Genomic DNA, 21,240 nt, shown 5'->3' on the forward strand with positions numbered 1-21,240 from the left:
AGACTCAACAATGAGCACAACAGCACAGCAACTAGCGCAAATTAAAGTCATTCCTGTGATCGCTATTGATCGCGCGGAAGATATTATTCCATTGGGTAAAGCACTGGCTGAAAACGGCCTACCAGCAGCAGAGATCACTTTCCGCTCAGATGCAGCAGCTGAAGCCATTCGCCTATTAAGAGAAGCTCAGCCTGATATGCTGATTGGCGCAGGTACGGTTTTGAACCGCGAGCAAGCCATTGCCGCCAAGGAAGCCGGTGCGACGTTTGTGGTTTCTCCTGGCTTCAACCCGAGTACGGTTAAAGCCTGCCAAGAGTTGGGCATTGATATCGTTCCAGGTGTTAATAACCCTAGTGCGGTTGAAGCCGCAATTGAAATGGGTATAACGACCTTGAAGTTCTTCCCAGCAGAAGCTTCTGGCGGTATCAATATGGTTAAATCACTACTTGGCCCATATACGCAAATCCAGTTCATGCCAACGGGTGGTGTAAATACTAAAAATGTTAAAGACTACCTTGCCATTGACCGCGTATTCGCTTGCGGCGGAACCTGGATGGTAGATAAGAAGATGATCAATGAAGGCCGCTGGGATGAAATCGGTCGCCTTGCTCGTGAAGCTGCCGATCTTGTAGCATAACCAATTACGTTAAATTGCTAAGGCTTCCTTTGGGAAGCCTTTCTTTTAGGGCTTATTCAGCTAAGGATTACACCCAATGAAAATAGCTTTTCTCTATACATTAGAAGCCAATAAGGCGCTATTTCGCCCCTATATCGATCGATACCTGAAAGATGCCAACACCACGATCACCCATCACGTGAACGAACAATTGCTCAGTAAAGCGATGGAAGATGGTTTGAGCGACACTGTCATCAGCTTTGTACAGGAAGTAATCAAAGACATTGCAGCTAAAGACGCTGATATTATCATCTGCACATGTTCAACCATTGGTGACGCCGCAGAGCAGACACGCAACATTCGCTCTCGCGTGATCCGTGTTGACCGCCCAATGGCAGAACTAGCCGTCACCGCAAAAAAAATCCATGTCCTCGCCGCTCTCGAAAGTACCATTGAACCGACTCTAGCCCTATTAGAACAATGTGCTCAGCAGCAAGGTACATCGCCTGATATCTCTTATGCCGTTATTCCAAACGCTTGGCCTCATTATGCCAATGGCGATGCAGATTCTTATGCCAAAGTCATCGCAGAATATGTGGAACAGAAAGTCAGTAGATACGATAATATTGTACTTGCCCAAGCCTCTATGGCCCCTTCACTTGATTATATCAAAAATCCACCAGCACCTGTGCTTTCTAGCCCTGAGTTGTGCTGCAAGGCCATCACCTCTTTTTTACCCAAAAACTAGGTTAGCGAAAGATTGTTCATAGAAAGAGTTTGTTATCAGCACACTAAGTACTTTTGGGGATGTTATGTTAGAACTTGATTTTGCACAGAGTATTGGCCTATTTGCTTTTTTGGTCGGGGCATCGGCATTTCTTCATCAAGATGGTACTCGATTCCGCATACACCTTACGATTTTCCAAGTTATTTTATGCAGTCATTTCATTTTAATGGGCGCTTTTACCGCTGCATTTGGCTGTGGGATAAGTGCTCTTAGAAGTTATGCTTCAACAAAAACGAAATCACATAAAGTCATGTGGTTTTTTATTAGCTTACTTTGGTTAATGGGATTGCCAAGCCTACAAAATAGTTACGAACTCCTGACGATATTTGGTGCCTCTGTTGCTACATGGGGATTGTTCAGGGTTGACGGTATTAAACTTAGATTTCTTATATTATTTAATTCATTTTGTTGGCTAACAAATAATTTATTGTTAGGTTCAATTGGCGGGACGCTAATGGAGTCAACATTTATCATTGTTAATATTTACACAATAACAAGCATGGTAAAAAAAGTAAACATCGCATAATAAAACACCAAGTATTAGCTTGGTGTTTCACACGATATGATATAGATGGTAGTATCATCTACTACCTGCCTCCTCTTTTAATATTGAAATTGTATACTTTATTACTATATACAATTTCATATGAAGACTGAATCTTATTCATTTGATATTTTTTTCTTAGTGAGAAGTTATCTAACTGCTGATTGGTCACTTTTTTCTGACTGGAAACTATCGATGCCAAAGAAAGATATCCTTCCCCCTCTAACGCACGAGAGAAAGCTCTATAAGCACGATTGTCTACTCGCTCCCATTTTTTCATAGTGCAGCTCTGTATATTTTACAATGTTTATAGGTGCAAGTATTTACCATGGAGACTATATTGCCATTAGCGAACCATTATTCTGCTTCATATTAGGAATTAATGCTAGTTTATCTGCAGACATTTTTTTACCATCTGGTAGTTGAATATGATTAACCATCCAGACTACACAGCCTTCATTTAAGTTAAAAAGGCTTCTTACTTGTGAATAGAGTACACCATCGTTAAATTCATCTGACACGGGAAACACCTTACCCTGCCAAGCTCCTAGTACATTTTCCTGACGAACAGGTAAATCAAGGTAAAGCAATTCAGGCTCAACATCTTTGACAATTTTCATACAAAGTCGAGTATGATTATTGTCAAGCCGCTCTATCCACAATCGATGCGGAATAGAATCATCATCCCACTCCAACATGTTCATATAAGTGTTCATTTCAAACCTCGCAAAATTTACTTAAATATTCTTTATTAATTTTTATGACCGCTTTCTTTATCTTCTCTGATTTGTTGGTAGCAACAAGAGGGCGATGCGGTTGCTTAGTATTAAAAATAATAAAGTCACCCTGAGATAGAGTAACAAACTGCTCATCCTTTATATCATTGCTAAATGCAACATCTCTTTCCTTGATCAGATCCTCTTCAATTGAATTAAGAGGATGTTTGCTATATCCGAAGCATTCTTTACCTACCAATATGATTTGGACATCCAAGTATTTGTCGTGAATTTCTGCTCTTGTATCAGCAATAGGCTTAGTTTCATCCTCAACGATAAAGTAAAAAACATCATCGCCAACAATAGGATAGGTTCCTTCTTCAGTTCTTGTTTGAATTTTTCTTTTTACTACTTGGATTATTTCGGTCAATTTAAATGGAATATGACGATAGCTATCCAGAGAGCATAAATTACCTCTGTACACAAACACCTCGTATGATTATCTCGTTATTTTCATTATTATATATTACTTTAAGCAATTGGTTGACCAATCATTATTGATTAGTAGAGCAAGATCAAAAAAAGAGCCTGATAGAATCAGGCTCTTTAAAGTTAATCAAATTTATTTCTTAATACGATAGTCCATCGTCAAACTTCCAACGCAGTTGCATTTTGCTATCCATATGTCCAGGTACATCTGAATCATTACTATCAGCATCAGCTTGTGTTAGAGGTATTGAAATCGGCATTTTACCTGTCGGGTTGAATTCACCAGTTAACACATCAAAAATTGCTGCATCAGAGGTGCCGAATGTCGCTAATACTGAGTGAAGATTCCCACTGTCGATTTCTTCCAATGACCATGGACTGGTAAAGTTAACCACCATCACCGTATCTTTTAAGCTTGCCATATCATTAATATAATCGACATCAATATTGTTTTCAGACAGCTTCAATGAAATTGGCTCTTCAGATGCAGAGAAAAGTCCGCAGTTATTCGGAATAACCATCATCACAACCGTATCGGCATCATCCACATCATCTACAATATTGATAGAGCTTGACTGGTCAGCCTTAACAGCCCGAGCTAAGTTTGTTTGTTGTACTTCATCACTTGCTGTAAACAATTTAGCTTTGGCTGATATAGTTGCTTCAGCCTCCTCACCTCTTGGATTAATCCCGCCCGTACATTGTTTGTCAGACCATATTTTTTCAATGTAAACATTCGTATTAGGCTTCAGCGGCAAAATAGATTTGGTGTTCTCGAGTAATACAATAGACTTTCTCTGAGCAACATCTGCTTTGGCCTGAAAATCTTCATTACCCGCAACTTTAGTTGCTAAATCAGGGTCAACATAAGGATTTTCAAAAATGCCTAATTCGAACTTCTCTGTCAGCAACCTACGAACGGACTGATCAATACGCTCCTCTGAAATCATACCTGACTTAACAGTTTCCAAAAGATATTCAGGGTTTGCATTACCGGAGAACAAATCTATTCCAGATTCAAGCGCTGTTGTATAACGCTCATTGAGATTCTTATCATCAACTCCCCAAGGTTGCCAAAATATAGGTCCAGTATCTGAGTTAACTATCCCTTTAAAGCCCATCTCATTACGAAGCAAGTCTGTAATTATTGCCTTATTATAGGCAAAAGCGACTTCATCAAAATCAAAATCTAAATCACTTGTACTGTTGATAGGCATAGCATAATACGGCATGATTGAAGAAGTTCCTGCATCAATTGCCGCTTGGAATGGAATTAGATGATAATCGAACATACCTCCAGGGTAGTGCTGTTCTTGTCCCCAATGGAAGTGCGGGTCTTCACCATTAACCTGAGGGCCTCCGCCAGGGAAGTGTTTTGTAGTCAATGCCACCGAATGCGTACCTAGCTTTTCACCTTGAAATCCTTCAGTGATAGCTTTAATCATATCTGCTGCAAGGTGAGCATCTTCTCCAAATGTCCCTTCAACTCTTTCCCACCTTGGCTCGGTACCAATGTCAGCCATATATTGATACCCTTTTCTTAAACCAACCGATACCCACTCTTGTGCTGCTATCTCTGCAAACTCTTTTACAAGCTCCGCATCACGAGTTGCAGCCAAACCCAGTTCTCCAGGCCAAGCCGAGAAAGCCGTTTCACCTACACTCACTCCGATTCCAGCATCTGCTGAAATGTGATTACGTGGGTTAGAAGTGATCAAAGCAGGGATTCCCAAACGGGTGTCTTCTGCAACATTCTGCAAATTATTTGCCCATAAGGCTGAAATAAAGGCTGACTCATTGTCTCGGGCAATAAACCGTCGTAGATGCCTCTGCTTGATACCTGCGGTTGCCCCAGACTCAGACATCATTGGGGCCAGTGTTGGAACCGCTGGGTTAAAAGGATTAAACGAACTAACCTTGTCCTCTTCATTTAGGCGTCCATCCGCTAGCCCAAGCTTATCTCGACCCATGTTATGAGTAGAGATCAACATTAGTCCAACCTTTTCCTCCAGCGTCATCCTGCCTAACAAATCCGTTACTCGTTCATCTACGGGCAACCGCCAATCTTCGTACGGGGCAAGATCACCATCACCATTCAAATCACGGAATTGGTAACCATCAATATCTAGAAGATCATGAACTCGTGATTGGACAACCGGTTGGATCAAATCATCTTTGCCATCATTAGAATTTGACGACGAGTTACAACCTGCAAGGATGAGTGCCACTGCTACTGGCGCTAGGGTAAAAAGTGTACTTTTCATTATGTGCCTATATATTTTTAGAATATTGGAAACACAGTAGATAATACACTTCAACGCCCATTGGTTAACCAATTCACATTAACAAATCGATCCAGATCAACCAGTTTGTCATTTTGGTTTACCTTGATCACGCCGTCGAATTTGTGACAAATATTAAATATATTTTTTGCTTTTAGCTCACAGAAACTAAGCAAGAAAGCCGGTATATGATAGAACAATTTATTTTTTAACCAATATCAACAATACATTTGAAAAATAACTGTTGGAACAAGGAGGTTTCGTGATTACAGCCAAACCCGCACACGACAAACATCAATCTTGCATTACCCAGCGGTCTACCACGAGCTGCCAACTCCAAGTCATCCAGTAACAATATGTTACCAAAACGACCCTCAAGGCTTCGTCTAGAGTAAATTAATCAGCCAAGCAAAAACCTGCGAAACTTCGTCACGGTAGAAAATATAAAAAGGGCCTGGTAACTACCAGGCCCTTAACTCATTGATAAATCAATTTACTTGTAGCTTAGGCCATACCCAAATGAATATAGCGTATCACCATCTTTATAACCTGGTGCATCAGAGTCTTGATTGATAATTGCCTCAGCGCTGTTAGCTAGGGCAAATGGTAGTTTACCTTGTGGATTGAACTCGCCACTAACCACATCCATAACCGCACGGTCATCCGAACCGAAGGTTGCGAGAATCGCACCTGCGTCTTTCAGGCCGCTTGTACCATCAAGTACATATGGCTGACGGAAGTACACAGAAAGCACGGTATTCTTAGCTCCAATCTCTGCCATTACCGCTTGGATATCTTCAAGGGATGGAGTGATTACCCAAGAGTTAGACTCTGCCATGCCAGTGAAATCAAGCACTGACAATTCATCGAAGTCTGAGCCACCAAACGCTAAAGCGCGAGGGTTCGCGGGGTCGAAAGATGCTGGAATATTGTCAACTCGTACACGAATCAATGCATGGTCGCTATCACTCGCATCGGCTATTTTATTGCCATCATCGTCATCACCAATAGTGACATCGTAACCGTACTCTTTGGCGATTTCACCATCCATCCCCATAGTAAACAAGCTAGAAGTAGTCTCTAATGGCAACGTTGCATTTTGGTTTTCAAGCATTACCACGGCTTTACGCTGGGCTAGTTGTGCTTTTTCCTGGAAATCCGCGTTACCAACAATAGCATTCGCTTTCTCGGCATCGACATAGGCGTTTTCAAATAGTCCTAAATCAAATTGTACCTTCAGTAGGCGTTTTACCGATTCATCAATGCGCTCTTCAGAGACTAAGCCCTGCTCAACGACTGTACGGATTTCATCATTACGACTGAAGCCTGAGAATACGTCGGTACCAGCTTCCATCGCGATAACAAATTGCTCGGTCTTGTTCTTATCCTGTAGGCCCCAAGCACGATTGTTATGCATCCTCTCATAATCCGTATGTACTTCATTCTGATCATTGATGATGCCCGTATCTGAATTAATCACACCGCTAAAGCCTAGCTCTTTACGTAAAAGACCATCCAAAATACCTTTTGAGAAAGCAACGCCAACATTACCTGCCGGAGAGCCTACGTTTGTAGAGTAATCATTGTTCGGCACCCGCACGGTATCTTTCACACGGTCATGTAATAGCTCTCCAAGAAGCACACCACCCGCATCCATTTCTGTCTCATTATCAGGGTTATTGATTGACCACTCACCACCACCAACAATACCGTAATAAGGCATCATTGCCGCAACACCAGCATCAATTGCGGCTTTAAAAGGCTTAACGTGATAGTCAAAATTACCTGCAGGGTAGCTCTGATGCTGGCCCGCTATATAATGGGGGTCCGAGCCAAGAAACTGTGGGCCACCACCCGGGAAGTGTTTCATAGTAAGTACGATACTCTCAGACCCAACTTCTTTACCCTGTAGGTTACCAACCAAGGATGTCATAATGTCAGAAGCCAAATCGGCGTCTTCGGTAAAGGTTTCATGCACACGGTACCAACGAGGTTCAGTTGCCAAATCAGCCATATAACCATACATACCGCGCAGACCAATAGCATTCCACTCGGCACGCATCACTTCACCAAATTCAGCGATAAGCTCCATATCCCCTGTTGCTGCCAGCCCACCCTCTTTTGGCCACGCAGAGAAAGCACCGGAGTCTACGTTGATACCCGCTTTGGCATTAGGATCTATGTGGTTACGCGCATTTGATTTGAATAGTGCCGGGATCCCCAAACGCGTACGTTCAGTCATCTCTTGCATGGTATTCATATACTGAGCCGCTTCCATTGGACTAATTACATAGTTCGGACCTCCAGGACCACCTGCAGCGCCTCCATCTTGTCGCTCTTCATCTGTTAGCGCATCTATTTCTTCTTGGGTAAGGATATTGTTTCTGAAAATGAAGCGGTTCATCTTCTGGCGGCTAACAAAGTCTTGATGTTTTGTACCAATATAACCGTACGCTTCGGCATTCAATGTATCGATCAACATCATGCCGACTTTCTCTTCTAGCGTCATACGGCTGACCAAATCAGCAGCACGCTCTTCAGAGCTCAAACGCCAATCTTCATAAGGTGCAAGCTCACCATCACCATTTGCATCACGGAATTGGTAACCATCAATATCGAGAAGATCATGAACTCGAGATTGGACAACCGGTTGAACTAGGTCATCCTTGCCATCGTTAGAGCTCGATGAGGAGTTACAACCAGCAAGAATGAGTGCCACTGCTACAGGCGCTAGGGTAAAGAATGTTTTTTTCATTATGTGCCTTTATATTTATATAATACTGGAAACACGATAAATATTACTCTTCACCGCCTATTGGTTAACCAATTGATGTTAATAAATCGACCCAGATCAACCAGTTTATTATTTTGGTGTACCTTGATCACGATATAGTATTTACAAATAAAATTATTTATTTGATTTGCTGTGCAGTCACAGAACCGACACGGTAAAGCTGATATTGCAGAAGGAATTTTTTGAAGTAATATCAATATAGTGAAGTAGAGTTTCAGTAGAGACAAGGAGGTTTCGTGATTACAATCAAATCAGCGCAAAACAAGCATCAAATAGATATTACCCAACTTCATGCGACAAGCTGGCAGTCTGTCTACGCTGGATTACTTAAAGAAAAATACCTTTCTGAAGACGTATTCCTGGAGCGTGGGAATATTTGGCAGCAACGACTTAACCGGCCTAGTGAAAACCAACGAATCTATGTCGCGTTAGAGAACGAAAAGCTGCTGGGTTTTATCTGTATTTATCTCGATCAGGATATCAAGCATGGAACCTTGATAGAAAACCTCCATGTTTCCGCAAACACCAAAGGAAAAGGTATTGGCAAAGCTTTGCTTCAGCATGCTGTGAACATAATCCAATCAGAAGCCACCCACACTGGCGCTTACCTTGAAGTGCTTAAACAGAATATCAGCGCCCAACACTTTTATGACTACATGGGTGGCACACCTATCATTAGTCAACAATGGGTTGCTCCAGAAGGAAGCCTTGTTGATGAATTTGTTTATGCTTGGGAATCGGTCACAACTTTTCTGGAGCGCTAATACACATTATTTATCGATCCTGATAAACAACAAATCACAAGGCATTTTTCTTAACAAAGGCTCACTACTTGATATCGTCAATTGGTGGAACCAACTTGATTCATGGTGACCGAACACCAGAAGATCTACATCAAATTCCCCTATCGCTTTAATGATCTGGTCTTCAACATACCCGGCATAGAAAATATGTTTATAAATCGGGTAGTTTGCCCCGGCAAGAAGATCATTCATCTCTCGCACAGACTCACTATGGACCGAATCATCAAACGCTGTCGGATTAAACTCTCTAACGCCCTCATACAATTCCGTAAAATCAGGATCAATATGAATAATGCTCAATAAAGCATTATGTGATTTTGCTTGCTCGGCGGCTTTCATCACCAAGTATTCTGCATTTGCATCAAAGTTAACAGCTAATAAAACATGCTTATATTTCATTTGCTATCCCCTCAGGAGAACAGGATGTAAGAACACTAAGAGTGTAGCTTATACCAAACTGAGTAATACTTGCGCATCTAAGAATCGGGACAAGCATGAGCCGCTATACTGTTAGCCAGATGCCTGATGTATCACTGGTTTCGCCCTGTCAGGCCAAGTGCCGTTCAATTACGTTTGGTTGAGTTTCTTTTCAAGGTTACTGTATGTATCAAGAATCCTTCATCGATTCTCTGTCAATTTTTATCATCTTAGGACTGATTTTCGGGGCCATTGCTCTGATGTTCGAGTTCGGATATCGTTTAGCTCTTCGCTTTCCATCCAACGAGTACAGCCAATCTATTAGCCCTATGGCCACAGGACTAGCCAGCCTACTCGCCTTCATTCTCGCTATCAGTTTTAGTATGGCGGCGGCAAAATCAGCAGAAAGAAAACAACTGGTTCTCGCGGAAGCCAATGCAGTGGGTACTACCATCCTTCGTACCGGTTTACTGACTGAACCTTATCGTTCACGCAGCCGAGAGTTATTGCGTGAATATGTCACATTACGGGTCGTTGAAAATGCAAAAGAGAAAAAGCAGGTTGTAAATAACATCATCAAAGAAAGCGAAGTTCTGCAACTCAAGCTATGGACCCAAGCTATTGATTCACATGGCAGTACATCACCAGAGTTACTGCTGTTGTATATCAATTCACTCAATGAAGTTATTGATATACATACCGAGAGGGTGAATAAAGGGTTGAGGGGAAGGATCCCGGTGAGTATCTGGTTTACGTTAGGACTTTTGACATTCCTGACCATTGCGTTGAACGGCGTTCAAGTTGGCGCGCAAAATAAAGGCAGGGCATTGGTTGCAGCCCTGCCCTTTGCGCTAGCGTTTTCTTTGGTATTAACTTTAATCGTCGAGCTCGACAGGCCCGTAAGAAGTATCATCGAGATTAGCCAACAGCCCCTTGTGGATCTTCGTGATAGTTTGGACAAAGTGCTATACCCCGATGATGTGGGAAAACTAAAACTCAGTGAATAGGGTTATAAAACCGGCACTTTTGATTGATAAAGCGCAAGTTGTTCTGCAGGCTCACGTTGCAGGCAAGTCGCGCAGTTTTTCTTGCCATGCAATTTGTATTTCAGGCAGCAAGTTTCACGTCGAATGTAGTAAATACCGACTTTCCGTTGGCTTACTGCCTTCACGCGGTTTAACTCGGCATAATCAGGTAAGATTATCGCTAGCCACGCATCCGCTTTAGGCTGTAAGCGATCAATTAACGCTTTATCAAAACCATGCTGAGTCAGCTTTTGGAAAACTAATCCTAGCGCATAACCTATCGCCCCCCAAAACTGAGGGGTGTTAACTTTTTGCGTTTTAAATTGAGGTGCCAAATATTGCCCGACCTTTATCACTAAGTCAGACAAATGCTGATCTAGCGCTTGCTCAGATTCAACCACTCGCGCCAGAGATTCTTGTGCAAGAGGATCATCTTCAAGACAGAAAAAAGAACTATCTGCGGGGATACCAACTCGCTTTAACTTACCATTAGTGGCCACATCTAGGCTGATTTGCTCGAGAGACAATATAGGAACGCGGTTAAACTTGAGTCTTAGTGCTGATAGACCTGAGCACAAATGAGCTGTAAAGCTTTTCAACCACAGTGAGGCGCCTACCGCTTGTCTCGTAGCAATATCGTCACTAAATGCCTGAATGGTTTCATCAAGTCTGCCCTCCATCCACTCCGGCAGTGGTCGACCCACTTCACCATATTGGAGGCGGAAGAAAGGCTCACGCTGGAATAGCCATTCTAATTGAGACTCAAGTGTTGGTTGTGTTGGCTCTCCGAGCCAGAAGGGAGCTAATTGCGCTGATAAAGTCATTTTTAAGTCTACTTCGGGAAGAACGCAGGCTGGCGATAATGTGATCAACCTAAAGCCCGTAATTTATAACGGAACTGATTCTATCTTAACGTCATTTTGGTTCAAGGGGTACTGACTCTGCTTAACACAGCAACAACATATCGCGCACATACTCCTCATCAGCATAAGAACCAGAAGGCATAAAGGTGACAAAGATCACGAAACCATGGGTTTTAACCGTATTGCAATACCGTAAAGCTTTAATTCACAGACACTTTTGTATATATTCACCTGCAAAAGAAGCGAGTAATTGGGACTAATATCACATTATATCGCTCATGACATCAATATTTAGCAACGTTGGTTAAACGTGCATGGATTGCATTAGGAACATTACTATGAGTAAGGATGCCAAACTGGTTAGGCAAAAACTTAAATCAAAAACACAATCTGCGCTAAGTAAAGCGCGGATGTCGTTTTTAAAGGACTATCAAAAAGCCACTTAAGTGGCTTTTTTAATAATTAGCAGGTACCACCATCCCCCCCAGAACCACCTGTTTTACATTTAACGACGCATGTGGCGCTCCACTGGGTGTCATCATTGCATCATATTCATCAATGCTGTTTCGCGGCGATAGCGGCTCTACAGGATAAGATACCTTTCGTTTGTTTTCTGATGCTAGTTCAGGTGTTTTATCAACAGTACTATTCACGTGATACGTTGGCACGTTGACGTAATCAGCGGTGTCATCATCAAAAATAGAAAGTTTATCAAGCGCAAGGGCAGCAAGCGCGAACCCAATGATTATAAAATTGAAAGGCATAGCATCCTCCTTTTCGCAATGCACTGTTTCTATTGATAGTCCACAAACCAAACATGATCAAGATCACATAGAAAACTTCCAGTACATTTACCATCAACTACATAGGCGGATACTCGCCTCATTACGTTATTTCGCTCAGTATTTAATTAGCTCAGCGCCTTTTCAATCTCACTTAGGCTCGATGGATCATCAATCGTAGACGGCACCACATACTGCTCCCCATCGGCGATTTGTCTTATTACCCGACGCAAGATCTTACCGGAGCGCGTTTTTGGCAGCCTATCAACCACCAGCGCGCGGTTAAAGCAAGCGACGGCACCTATCTCGTGCCGAACTTTTTGTAGCAATTCCTTTTCAATAACACCGTCAGCTGAATAATAGCCATCTTTCAACACCACCAGTCCCAAGGGTAACTGGCCTTTCAGCTCATCATGAATACCAATAACTGCACACTCTGCAACCGCTTCATGACCGCCCACGACTTCTTCCATTTCACCGGTTGATAATCGGTGCCCAGCAACGTTAATAACATCATCTATTCGCCCCATAACAAACAAATAGCCCTCGTCATCGATATACCCCCCGTCGCCTGACACATAGTAACTGGGAAACTGGCTCAAATATCCTGACTGAAACCTATCGTGATTGCGCCAAACTGTGGGCAAACACCCCGGAGGTAATGGCCTTTTGATTGCGATAAATCCTTGCTGGTTAGCCGGTTTTTCTTCGCCTAACTCATCCAGAACGACCACGCCATAGCCAGGAACAGGCATAGTTGCAGACCCCGGCTTAATATCAAAACTCTCAAGGCCGACCGGGTTGCTGGCAATAGCCCAACCCGTTTCCGTTTGCCACCAATGGTCAATAACCGGTCGGCCCGTTTTCTCTTGTACCCATTCAAGAGTTGGCGGGTCTAATCGCTCACCGGCCATATATATCGCTTTCAAGCTAGTCATTGGATATTCAGCCAGCAAGCTACCTTTAGGATCTTCTTTTTTAATAGCTCGGAAAGCCGTTGGCGCGGAAAACAGCACCTTAACGCCATACTCATTACAAACTCGCCAAAATGCCGCAGGGTCCGGAGTCTTGACCGGTTTCCCCTCAAACATCACAGTTGTACAACCATGAATTAATGGGCCATAGACAATGTAAGAGTGACCGACTACCCAGCCGACATCTGAAGCCGTCCAGAACACATCGCCTGGCTCTACATCGTAAATGGTCTCCATACTGTATTTCATGGCTACAGCATGACCACCGTTGTCCCTCACGACACCCTTAGGCTTACCTGTCGTCCCTGAGGTATACAAGATATAAAGCGGATCGGTAGCCTTGACTGGCACACAAGGGTGCATTTCAGCCTTTTGCTTCAAAGCTTGCCAGTCACAGTCTCTCGCTTCAGATAAATCAGCGCGGCATGCATTACGCTGGAACACAACCACATGTTCAGGCTTCCAACGGCTATCCATAATGGCTTTATCGACCAATGGCTTGTAGGGAATGACCTTGTTAACTTCGATACCACAACTAGCAGTAAGAATGACGGTAGGCTCGGCATCTTCAATCCTGACAGCCAACTCATTGGGAGCAAAACCACCAAACACCACAGAGTGAATTGCACCAATACGTGCACAAGCCAGCATTGCCATCGCCGCTTCTGGGATCATCGGCATATAAATCACGACCCGATCCCCTTTCGACACGCCCAATTCGGCCAACATACCCGCGGTCTTGGCAACTTGATCCCTCAACACTTGGTAGCTGTACTGTACTTTGGTACCGGTAACGGGTGAGTCATAAATCAGGGCAGTTTGGTTCCCTCTGCCCGCTTCGACATGCTGGTCCAACGCCAAATAGCACGTATTTAGTTCACCGTCAGCAAACCAACGTTCTATGCCGTTTTCATCGTTGCTTAATATGTTTTGTGGAAACCGGTACCACGGAAGTTTCTGCGCTTGATCCCGCCAAAACGATTGCGGCGCCGTTTGTGCCAACTGGTATTCTTTCTGGTATGCAGACATAGTGCTTCCTCAAGTTTACCCAATGACTTCAAGTTGCGATTCACCTTGGTGCTGCAATTGCCCTTGACGTGATTGGGTTTATATCCTGATCCTGATATTGCTAATTAAAGTATGTATTTAACCGCTGACTAAAACGCTATTTACCAATAACAGTGGCGGGGACTCGTATAAAGCCCTCCATCAAAATACGCGCACTGCGACTCATAACGACTTTCTCGACTTTCCAGCCGTGTTTCGACAGTTTTGCCTGAGCACCTACCTTCAATGTTCCGGACGGATGGCCGAACGTCACCGACTCTTTTGCACCACCACCCGTGGCCAAGTTCACCAACGTACCCGGTACACAGGCTGCAGAAGCAATAGCGACAGCTGCTGTTCCCATCATGGCGTGGTGCAGTTTGCCCATGGACAATGCACGTACCAATACATCAACATCACGCTCAGCCACTTTTTTTCCACTCGAAGACAGATACGTGTTGGGCTTGGAGACAAAAGCGACTTTCGGCGTATGCTGGCGGGTCTTTGCTTCCTCAAGGCAAGCAATTAACCCCATCTTCAAGGCCCCATAAGCTCGGATATGCTCAAACATAGCCAATGCCTTTTCATCATTGTTTATGTCATCTTGCAGCTCGGTACCGATATAGCCCAGTGACTCAGCATCGATAAAAATTGTTGGGATCCCAGCATTGATAAAGGTAGCATTGAACGTACCTATATCCGGTACTTCCAGATCATCAACCAAATTGCCGGTAGGAAACATTGAACCACTGCTATCAGCCGGATCCATGAAATCCACCTGAATTTCAGCGGCAGGGAAGGTCACACCATCGAGCTCAAATTCACCCGTTTCCTGTACAAAACCACTCACAACAGGTACGTGTATCACGATGGTTTTCTCGATATTGACCTGCCAAACTCGCACCTTAACCACACCGTTTGTGGGAATGCGCTCTTTGGCAATCAAACCTGCATGAATTGCAAAAGGCCCTACCGCCGCAGATAAATTGCCACAGTTACCACTCCAATCAACAAAAGGTTTATCAATCGAAACCTGCCCAAACAGATAATCAACATCGTGATCCGATTTACTGCTTTTAGAGACAATCACTGTTTTACTGGTACTTGATGTTGCTCCGCCCATACCATCAATTTGTTTAGCATAAGGGTCTGGACTACCGATAACCCGCAACAGTAATTGATCTCTGGCTTCGCCTGCCACCTGAGCGTCAGGTGGCAAATCCGCCAAATTAAAGAACACCCCTTTACTAGTACCACCTCGCATATAGGTAGCAGGCACCCTAATCTGAGATTGAGCTTGTAACTGGTCTGTTGCCTGAGGAGCTAAATTTGTCATGGTCTCCCCCCTATTGAGCCAAGAAGTCTTGGGCAAAGCGCTGTAAAACACCACCAGCCTGGTAAACAGACACTTCGTCTGCCGTATCAAGGCGACAGGTTACCTGTACATCGACTTTTTCACCGTTGGCGCGAGTCACGACCAAGGCTAAATCAACTCCTGGCTGGATATCTCCAACCACATCGTACAATTCAGTGCCATCAAGTTCTAAGGTATTACGGTCAGCACCTGGCTTAAACTGCAATGGCAACACCCCCATTCCTACCAAATTCGTGCGGTGGATACGCTCGAACCCTTCGGCCACAATGGCTTCGACACCTGCAAGACGAACACCTTTTGCCGCCCAGTCACGGGACGAACCCTGACCATAATCGGCACCGGCCACCACAATCAAAGGCTGCTTGCGGTTCATATAGGTTTCAATCGCTTCCCACATACGAGTCACCTTGCCATCCGGTTCGATACGCGCTAATGAGCCTTGCACCACCTCGCCATTGTCTTTGACCATTTCATTGAATAGTTTTGGGTTGGCGAACGTCGCTCGCTGAGCGGTTAAGTGATCACCGCGGTGCGTCGCATAAGAATTGAAGTCCTCTTCGGGCACTTCCATCTTGGCTAGATACTCACCCGCAGCGCTGGATGCCAGAATGGCATTGGATGGAGATAAATGGTCGGTGGTAATGTTATCACCCAATACCGCCAATGGACGCATACCCGACAACGTTCGCTCACCAGCTAACGCCCCTTCCCAATAGGGAGGACGACGGATGTAGGTACTCTTCGGACGCCAGTCATACAGTGGATTACTGTTGCACTCCTCGGCATGCAGTTTAAACATTTGGATGTAGACTTGATTAAACTGCTCTGGCTTAACATGCTGACCGACAACCGCATCGATCTCCTCATCACTCGGCCACAAGTCATTGAGGTAAATTGGATTGCCTTTACTATCAGTACCTAGAGCGTCACGTTCGATATCAAATCGAATCGTGCCCGCTAGCGCATAGGCAACCACTAGAGGCGGTGATGCCAAAAACGCTTGCTTGGCATATGGATGAATACGACCATCAAAGTTTCTGTTACCCGACAGAACAGCCGTTGAGTAGAGATCACGGTCAATGATCTCCTGCTGGATATCAGGATCCAGCACACCACTCATGCCGTTACAGGTGGTGCAGGCGTAACCGACAATACCAAAGCCAAGCTTTTCCATTTCAGTCAGCAAGCCGGCTTCTTCCAAGTACAACTTGGCCACTTTAGAGCCCGGCGCGAAGGAAGACTTCACCCAGGGTTTTCGTACCAAGCCCAACTCATTGGCTTTCTTGGCTAACAGTCCAGCTGCAACAACGTTACGTGGGTTACTGGTATTGGTACAAGACGTAATGGCTGCGATAATTACCGCGCCATCCGGCAGCTCGCCTTCCTTCTCTTCCCACTCACCTGAAATCCCACGTGAGGCAAGTTCGGATGTTGGCAAGCGACGATGAGGGTTCGAGGGGCCAGCCATATTGCGTGACACTGATGATAAATCGAATTCCAGTACACGTTCGTAGACGGCGCTATCGAGCGAGTCGGCCCATAAACCGGTTTGCTTGGCGTACTGTTTCACCAGTTCAACTTGCTGCTCATCACGGCCAGTGAGCTTTAGGTAATTAATGGTCTGCTCATCGATATAGAACATCCCCGCCGTTGCACCATATTCTGGCGTCATATTCGAGATAGTTGCCCTATCGCCAATGGTGAGAGCTCGTACCCCTTCGCCAAAGAATTCTAAGTAAGACGAAACAACACGCTCATTGCGAAGGAACTCGGTAATCGCCAACACGATATCTGTCGCGGTAATGCCCGGTTGGCGTTTTCCTGTCAGATTAACGCCGACAATATCCGGCAAGCGCATCATAGAAGGACGCCCCAGCATGACCGTCTCTGCCTCAAGCCCGCCGACACCGATGGCAATGACCCCCAAGGAATCAACATGCGGTGTATGGCTATCGGTACCGACACAGGTATCCGGGTAGGCAATGCCATTCTTGGCCTGAACTACAGGCGACATTTTTTCCAGATTGATCTGGTGCATAATGCCATTACCTGCGGGGATCACACTGACGTTCTCAAAGGCGGTTTTACACCACTCGATAAAGTGGAAGCGATCTTCGTTACGGCGATCTTCAATTGCTCGGTTTTTATCAAATGCCTCAGGATCAGAGCCTGCATGTTCAACCGCCAGAGAATGGTCGACAATTAATTGCGTTTCCACCACCGGATTCACTTTCGCCGGATCGCCACCTTGCAGCGCAATCGCATCCCGCAGCCCGGCTAAGTCGACTAAGGCCGTTTGTCCCAAAATATCATGACAAACCACTCTCGCCGGATACCACGGGAAATCAAGATCGCGCTTACGCTCGATGATTTGTTTCAAGCAATCTGTCAGCGAATCAGGCTCACAACGCCTAACTAATTGCTCGGCCAATACGCGAGAAGTGTAAGGGAGGGTTTCATAAGCACCGGGCGATATATCATTGACGGCTTCTCGGGTATCGAAGAAATCAAGTCCGCTGCCAACAAGAGGCTTACGGTATTTGGTATTAATATTCATAATCTACATCCGTGAATGTTCTGCTCGCAGACCTTGAGATGTCGAAGAAATTAATTTATCCCAAGGTCTGAATTAAGCGTTAACTGCGCGCTTCAATCGGCAGCCAATCCTTATGCTCGGGTCCTTCGTAATCCGCACTCGGTCGTATAATCCGGTTATTGGCGCGCTGCTCGTATACGTGGGCCGCCCAGCCAGTTACTCGGCTCATAACGAAAATAGGGGTGAACAGCTTGGTCGGTATCCCCATGAAGTGATAAGCCGAGGCATGGAAAAAGTCGGCATTACAAAATAGTCCTTTCTCCCGCTTCATCACCTGTTCAACACGCTCAGATACCGCATACAGATGCGTATCACCAACATCGGTAGACAGTTTTTCCGACCATGCTTTAATTAAAGCATTGCGGGGATCAGACTCACGATAAATCGCGTGACCAAAGCCCATTATTTTGTCTTTGTTGGCGAGCATCTCCATGATTCCAGCTTCGGCTTCATCTGGTGTCTGCCACTGTTCGATCATTGCCATTGCCGCCTCGTTGGCACCACCGTGAAGGGGACCACGCAAGCTACCGATAGCAGCCGTTATACATGAGTGAAGATCTGATAATGTTGAGGCACAAACACGGGCGGTAAATGTGGAGGCATTGAATTCATGCTCGGCATACAGAACCAGCGAACAATGCATAACCTGCTTATGCAATTCCGACGGCGATTTGTCTGTTAACATTTCGAGGAAATAGCCCCCAATGCTATCCTCATTACTGTTAGCGGTATCAATACGCACACCGTCATGGCTGTAGCGATACCAGTAACAGATTATCGCAGGAAGCATCGCCAGCAGCTTGTCTGTTTTTTCATCCTGCTGAGAAAAGTCTCGCTCCTGATCAATATTACCTAACATGGAGCAACCGGTTCGCATCACATCCATAGGATGGGCATCGGCAGGGATTGTTTCTAATACCAATTTTAATGCTTCAGGTAATCCTCTGAAATTCATTAACGCTTGTTTATATTGTTGTAATTCTTGTTTATTCGGAAGTTGACCTTTTAATAATAAATAAGCGACTTCTTCAAACTCAGCGTTATTGGCTAAATCGGTAATGTCATAGCCACGATAAGTAAGCCCGGTACCCGATTGACCTACCGTACATAGCGCCGTGACACCCGCACTTTGCCCTCGTAACCCTGCACCACCAATGGCGCCATCTTTAGATTCTTTTCCGTCCTTCTTTACATCAGCTACGGCTATAGCAGTCATAGCAGACTCCTTCTTCAGTTGAGTTCACATATTGGATAAATTGGATGTTCTTTATTTCAGTTATTTTTATAGATAAAGAGATCCCCAGAGGTTATTGCACCCTGTATTTCTTTTTATTATTAGTATTAGCCTGTATTAAGGCTGCTTGAATAATTTATCTAACGTTTGTTCGTAGTCGTGATAGCCCAAATATTGGTAAAGCTCTTCACGGGTTTGCATTTGCTCTACGACATTACGCTGGTGGCCATCCTTTAATAAATGTTGGTATACATTCAGCGCCGCTTGGTTCATCGCCCTGAATGCAGACAGTGGATACAGCACCATATCAACACCGCACTCGGCAAGTTCATCGGCACTAAACAAAGGCGTTTGACCGAACTCGGTTATGTTAGCCAAAATGGGGACGTTTACTGCATCTGAAAACTGTTGGTATTGCTCTAGTGTGTTTATTGCTTCCGGGAAGATCATATCTGCCCCAGCTTCAACGCAGGCTTGAGCTCGCTCTATCGCTGATTCCATCCCCTCGACAGCCAGAGCATCGGTACGCGCCATAATCACAAAATCATTATCAACCCTAGCATCGACGGCCGCCTTAATCCTATCAACCATTTCCTGCTGGCTAACAATGGCTTTGTTAGGGCGATGCCCGCAGCGCTTCTGTGCAACCTGATCTTCCATATGAACTGCCGCAGCCCCACTACGCTCCATTTCTTTAATGGTTCTCGCAATATTAAATGCACCGCCAAATCCAGTATCAATATCAACCATCAATGGCAAGGTTGTTGCTGCAGTGATCCGGCGGACATCTTCCAATACATCGTTCAAGGTAGTAATACCTAAGTCCGGCAAGCCGTATGACGCATTAGCTATCCCGCCGCCAGAAAGATATATAGCCTGGTGACCCACCTGCTCTGCCATCATCGCGCAATACGGATTGACCGTACCGACAATCTGTAACGGATTATTGTTGGCAACCGCTTGACGGAAGCGTTTCCCTGGACTCATGAGACTTTCTCCTTATCCTGCTTCAATTTCTGTTCAATTAATAGACGGCTTCGCATTATGTGGCGCCGCATCAACATTTCAGCCAACTCCGCATCACGCTCTTTCAACGCGCCAAGGAGATGGAAGTGTTCTTTTAGGGCCTGCTCTGGACGAGAGTGAGAACGCTGCGACTGGTATCGGTACATTCTCAACAAGTGATAAAGCTCATCACAAAGCAAACTGATCAGCTTGGTGTTTCGACTGGCTTTGATGACCCTATAGTGAAAATCAAAATCCCCCTGCTGATGAAAATACGATGCACCTTCAACTTGCTCTATATGTTGATGATGGGCATCGAGCAACTCTTCTAATCCGATAAGTTCTTCGTCTGTAATGTATTCGCAGGCAAGCCTTGCAGCCATACCTTCAAGAGCTTCGCGCACCGAATAGATCTCAATGAGCTTTTCTTGGCTTAAGGCAACTACCCGTGCACCAACATGTGGAATACGTTCAACCAATCCCATTGACTCTAAGCGCATCATTGCTTCACGAAGCGGTCCACGGCTTACGCCGTAATGCTTAGCCAATTCTGGCTCTGAAATCTTGCTGCCTGCCGGATAACTGCCGCTCACAATCTGATCAATCAACTGCTCAGTCAGGTTTTCTGACTTAGTGCCTTCTTTTTCACTGTGACTGTCGACACTTTTCAATTTCAAATCTTGTTTACTCATCTTTACTGTCAACAATTTATTAACTTTTGAACAAATTTAGCGCTATAAAGACGTATTTACAAGCCAATTGTTAACAATATGTATTAGACCTTAGTATAGATTGTCGACAATCTAGCAAAAAAGGCGATGGGCGATGGGCGATGGGCGATGGGCGATGGGCGATGGGCGATGGGCGATGGGCGATGGGCGATGGGCGATG

At 44.8% G+C, this 21,240-nt stretch carries 19 protein-coding genes; 5 read left to right on the forward strand and 14 right to left on the reverse strand.

Annotated features, from left to right (window positions below):
• Positions 1 to 10: 10 nt before the first annotated feature.
• From ACVA58_RS09135 to ACVA58_RS09145, 3 genes are all read left to right on the forward strand, one after another.
• Positions 11 to 637, forward strand: coding sequence for a bifunctional 4-hydroxy-2-oxoglutarate aldolase/2-dehydro-3-deoxy-phosphogluconate aldolase (locus tag ACVA58_RS09135; protein WP_446510122.1), 627 nt, complete (start codon positions 11 to 13; stop codon positions 635 to 637).
• A gap of 76 nt (positions 638 to 713) precedes the next feature.
• A complete protein-coding gene (locus tag ACVA58_RS09140) occupies positions 714 to 1,364 on the forward strand; it encodes a hypothetical protein (protein ID WP_446510123.1) in 651 nt (216 codons plus the stop codon).
• A 64-nt stretch (positions 1,365 to 1,428) separates the two neighbouring features.
• Positions 1,429 to 1,929, forward strand: coding sequence for a YgjV family protein (locus ACVA58_RS09145; protein WP_446510124.1), 501 nt, complete (start codon positions 1,429 to 1,431; stop codon positions 1,927 to 1,929).
• Between the two features lie 61 nt (positions 1,930 to 1,990).
• On the opposite strand, the gene ACVA58_RS09150 is transcribed toward ACVA58_RS09145, so the two are convergent.
• From ACVA58_RS09150 to ACVA58_RS09170, 5 genes are all read right to left on the reverse strand, one after another.
• Positions 1,991 to 2,227 (reverse strand): hypothetical protein, encoded by a 237-nt coding sequence (locus ACVA58_RS09150; RefSeq protein ID WP_446510125.1) that lies wholly within the window; start codon positions 2,225 to 2,227, stop codon positions 1,991 to 1,993.
• Positions 2,228 to 2,282: 55 nt separating this feature from the next.
• Positions 2,283 to 2,651, reverse strand: a complete 369-nt coding sequence (locus ACVA58_RS09155) for a hypothetical protein (RefSeq protein WP_446510126.1) — start codon at positions 2,649 to 2,651, stop codon at positions 2,283 to 2,285.
• A 13-nt stretch (positions 2,652 to 2,664) separates the two neighbouring features.
• Positions 2,665 to 3,147, reverse strand: coding sequence for a YhcH/YjgK/YiaL family protein (locus tag ACVA58_RS09160; RefSeq protein ID WP_446510127.1), 483 nt, complete (start codon positions 3,145 to 3,147; stop codon positions 2,665 to 2,667).
• 145 nt (positions 3,148 to 3,292) lie between these two features.
• Complete coding sequence (locus tag ACVA58_RS09165; RefSeq protein ID WP_446510128.1) at positions 3,293 to 5,416, reverse strand: glycoside hydrolase family 3 N-terminal domain-containing protein; 2,124 nt, start codon at positions 5,414 to 5,416, stop codon at positions 3,293 to 3,295.
• Positions 5,417 to 5,927: 511 nt separating this feature from the next.
• On the reverse strand, positions 5,928 to 8,189 hold the full coding sequence (locus tag ACVA58_RS09170) for a glycoside hydrolase family 3 N-terminal domain-containing protein (protein WP_446510129.1): 2,262 nt from the start codon (positions 8,187 to 8,189) through the stop codon (positions 5,928 to 5,930).
• A 275-nt stretch (positions 8,190 to 8,464) separates the two neighbouring features.
• Here ACVA58_RS09170 and ACVA58_RS09175 point away from each other — a divergent pair, with 275 nt between their 5' ends.
• Positions 8,465 to 8,992: a GNAT family N-acetyltransferase gene (locus ACVA58_RS09175; RefSeq protein ID WP_446510130.1), complete on the forward strand. Its 528-nt coding sequence runs from the start codon at positions 8,465 to 8,467 to the stop codon at positions 8,990 to 8,992.
• Between the two features lie 6 nt (positions 8,993 to 8,998).
• On the opposite strand, the gene ACVA58_RS09180 is transcribed toward ACVA58_RS09175, so the two are convergent.
• Positions 8,999 to 9,430, reverse strand: a complete 432-nt coding sequence (locus tag ACVA58_RS09180) for a universal stress protein (protein ID WP_446510131.1) — start codon at positions 9,428 to 9,430, stop codon at positions 8,999 to 9,001.
• 203 nt (positions 9,431 to 9,633) lie between these two features.
• Between ACVA58_RS09180 and ACVA58_RS09185 the strand changes: the two genes are divergently transcribed.
• The gene (locus ACVA58_RS09185) at positions 9,634 to 10,455 is read left to right on the forward strand and encodes a bestrophin-like domain (protein ID WP_446510132.1); all 822 of its coding nucleotides are present in this window, start codon (positions 9,634 to 9,636) and stop codon (positions 10,453 to 10,455) included.
• A 2-nt stretch (positions 10,456 to 10,457) separates the two neighbouring features.
• Here ACVA58_RS09185 and ACVA58_RS09190 read toward each other — a convergent pair whose 3' ends face one another.
• The 8 genes from ACVA58_RS09190 to ACVA58_RS09225 all read right to left on the reverse strand — a co-directional run bounded on the left by ACVA58_RS09190 (position 10,458) and on the right by ACVA58_RS09225 (position 21,041).
• Positions 10,458 to 11,297, reverse strand: coding sequence for a (2Fe-2S)-binding protein (locus tag ACVA58_RS09190; protein ID WP_446510133.1), 840 nt, complete (start codon positions 11,295 to 11,297; stop codon positions 10,458 to 10,460).
• A gap of 494 nt (positions 11,298 to 11,791) precedes the next feature.
• A complete protein-coding gene (locus ACVA58_RS09195; RefSeq protein WP_446510134.1) occupies positions 11,792 to 12,100 on the reverse strand; it encodes a hypothetical protein in 309 nt (102 codons plus the stop codon).
• Between the two features lie 146 nt (positions 12,101 to 12,246).
• On the reverse strand, positions 12,247 to 14,121 hold the full coding sequence (locus tag ACVA58_RS09200) for a propionyl-CoA synthetase (RefSeq protein ID WP_446510135.1): 1,875 nt from the start codon (positions 14,119 to 14,121) through the stop codon (positions 12,247 to 12,249).
• Positions 14,122 to 14,257: 136 nt separating this feature from the next.
• Positions 14,258 to 15,475, reverse strand: a complete 1,218-nt coding sequence (prpF, locus tag ACVA58_RS09205; protein ID WP_446510136.1) for a 2-methylaconitate cis-trans isomerase PrpF — start codon at positions 15,473 to 15,475, stop codon at positions 14,258 to 14,260.
• Between the two features lie 10 nt (positions 15,476 to 15,485).
• Positions 15,486 to 18,071 (reverse strand): Fe/S-dependent 2-methylisocitrate dehydratase AcnD, encoded by a 2,586-nt coding sequence (acnD, locus tag ACVA58_RS09210; protein ID WP_446510137.1) that lies wholly within the window; start codon positions 18,069 to 18,071, stop codon positions 15,486 to 15,488.
• Positions 18,072 to 18,150: 79 nt separating this feature from the next.
• Complete coding sequence (gene prpC, locus ACVA58_RS09215) at positions 18,151 to 19,326, reverse strand: bifunctional 2-methylcitrate synthase/citrate synthase (RefSeq protein WP_446510138.1); 1,176 nt, start codon at positions 19,324 to 19,326, stop codon at positions 18,151 to 18,153.
• 135 nt (positions 19,327 to 19,461) lie between these two features.
• A complete protein-coding gene (prpB, locus tag ACVA58_RS09220; RefSeq protein ID WP_446510139.1) occupies positions 19,462 to 20,331 on the reverse strand; it encodes a methylisocitrate lyase in 870 nt (289 codons plus the stop codon).
• Positions 20,328 to 21,041: a GntR family transcriptional regulator gene (locus tag ACVA58_RS09225; RefSeq protein WP_255043783.1), complete on the reverse strand. Its 714-nt coding sequence runs from the start codon at positions 21,039 to 21,041 to the stop codon at positions 20,328 to 20,330. Before ACVA58_RS09225 ends, prpB begins: the two co-directional genes overlap by 4 nt.
• Positions 21,042 to 21,240 lie beyond the last annotated feature (199 nt).

It is taken from the genome of Photobacterium sp. DNB22_13_2 (assembly GCF_052873915.1).

Coding starts and splice junctions, on each gene's coding strand:
- ACVA58_RS09200 (WP_446510135.1), bottom strand. CDS start 14,121: ATGTCTGCATACCAGAAAGAATACCAGTTGGCACAAACGGCGCCGCAA.
- ACVA58_RS09150 (WP_446510125.1), bottom strand. CDS start 2,227: ATGAAAAAATGGGAGCGAGTAGACAATCGTGCTTATAGAGCTTTCTCT.
- ACVA58_RS09135 (WP_446510122.1), top strand. CDS start 11: ATGAGCACAACAGCACAGCAACTAGCGCAAATTAAAGTCATTCCTGTG.
- ACVA58_RS09180 (WP_446510131.1), bottom strand. CDS start 9,430: ATGAAATATAAGCATGTTTTATTAGCTGTTAACTTTGATGCAAATGCA.
- prpB (WP_446510139.1), bottom strand. CDS start 20,331: ATGAGTCCAGGGAAACGCTTCCGTCAAGCGGTTGCCAACAATAATCCG.
- ACVA58_RS09165 (WP_446510128.1), bottom strand. CDS start 5,416: ATGAAAAGTACACTTTTTACCCTAGCGCCAGTAGCAGTGGCACTCATC.
- ACVA58_RS09140 (WP_446510123.1), top strand. CDS start 714: ATGAAAATAGCTTTTCTCTATACATTAGAAGCCAATAAGGCGCTATTT.
- ACVA58_RS09155 (WP_446510126.1), bottom strand. CDS start 2,651: ATGAACATGTTGGAGTGGGATGATGATTCTATTCCGCATCGATTGTGG.
- ACVA58_RS09185 (WP_446510132.1), top strand. CDS start 9,634: ATGTATCAAGAATCCTTCATCGATTCTCTGTCAATTTTTATCATCTTA.
- ACVA58_RS09190 (WP_446510133.1), bottom strand. CDS start 11,297: ATGACTTTATCAGCGCAATTAGCTCCCTTCTGGCTCGGAGAGCCAACA.
- ACVA58_RS09145 (WP_446510124.1), top strand. CDS start 1,429: ATGTTAGAACTTGATTTTGCACAGAGTATTGGCCTATTTGCTTTTTTG.
- acnD (WP_446510137.1), bottom strand. CDS start 18,071: ATGAATATTAATACCAAATACCGTAAGCCTCTTGTTGGCAGCGGACTT.
- ACVA58_RS09170 (WP_446510129.1), bottom strand. CDS start 8,189: ATGAAAAAAACATTCTTTACCCTAGCGCCTGTAGCAGTGGCACTCATT.
- prpC (WP_446510138.1), bottom strand. CDS start 19,326: ATGACTGCTATAGCCGTAGCTGATGTAAAGAAGGACGGAAAAGAATCT.
- prpF (WP_446510136.1), bottom strand. CDS start 15,475: ATGACAAATTTAGCTCCTCAGGCAACAGACCAGTTACAAGCTCAATCT.
- ACVA58_RS09195 (WP_446510134.1), bottom strand. CDS start 12,100: ATGCCTTTCAATTTTATAATCATTGGGTTCGCGCTTGCTGCCCTTGCG.
- ACVA58_RS09225 (WP_255043783.1), bottom strand. CDS start 21,041: ATGAGTAAACAAGATTTGAAATTGAAAAGTGTCGACAGTCACAGTGAA.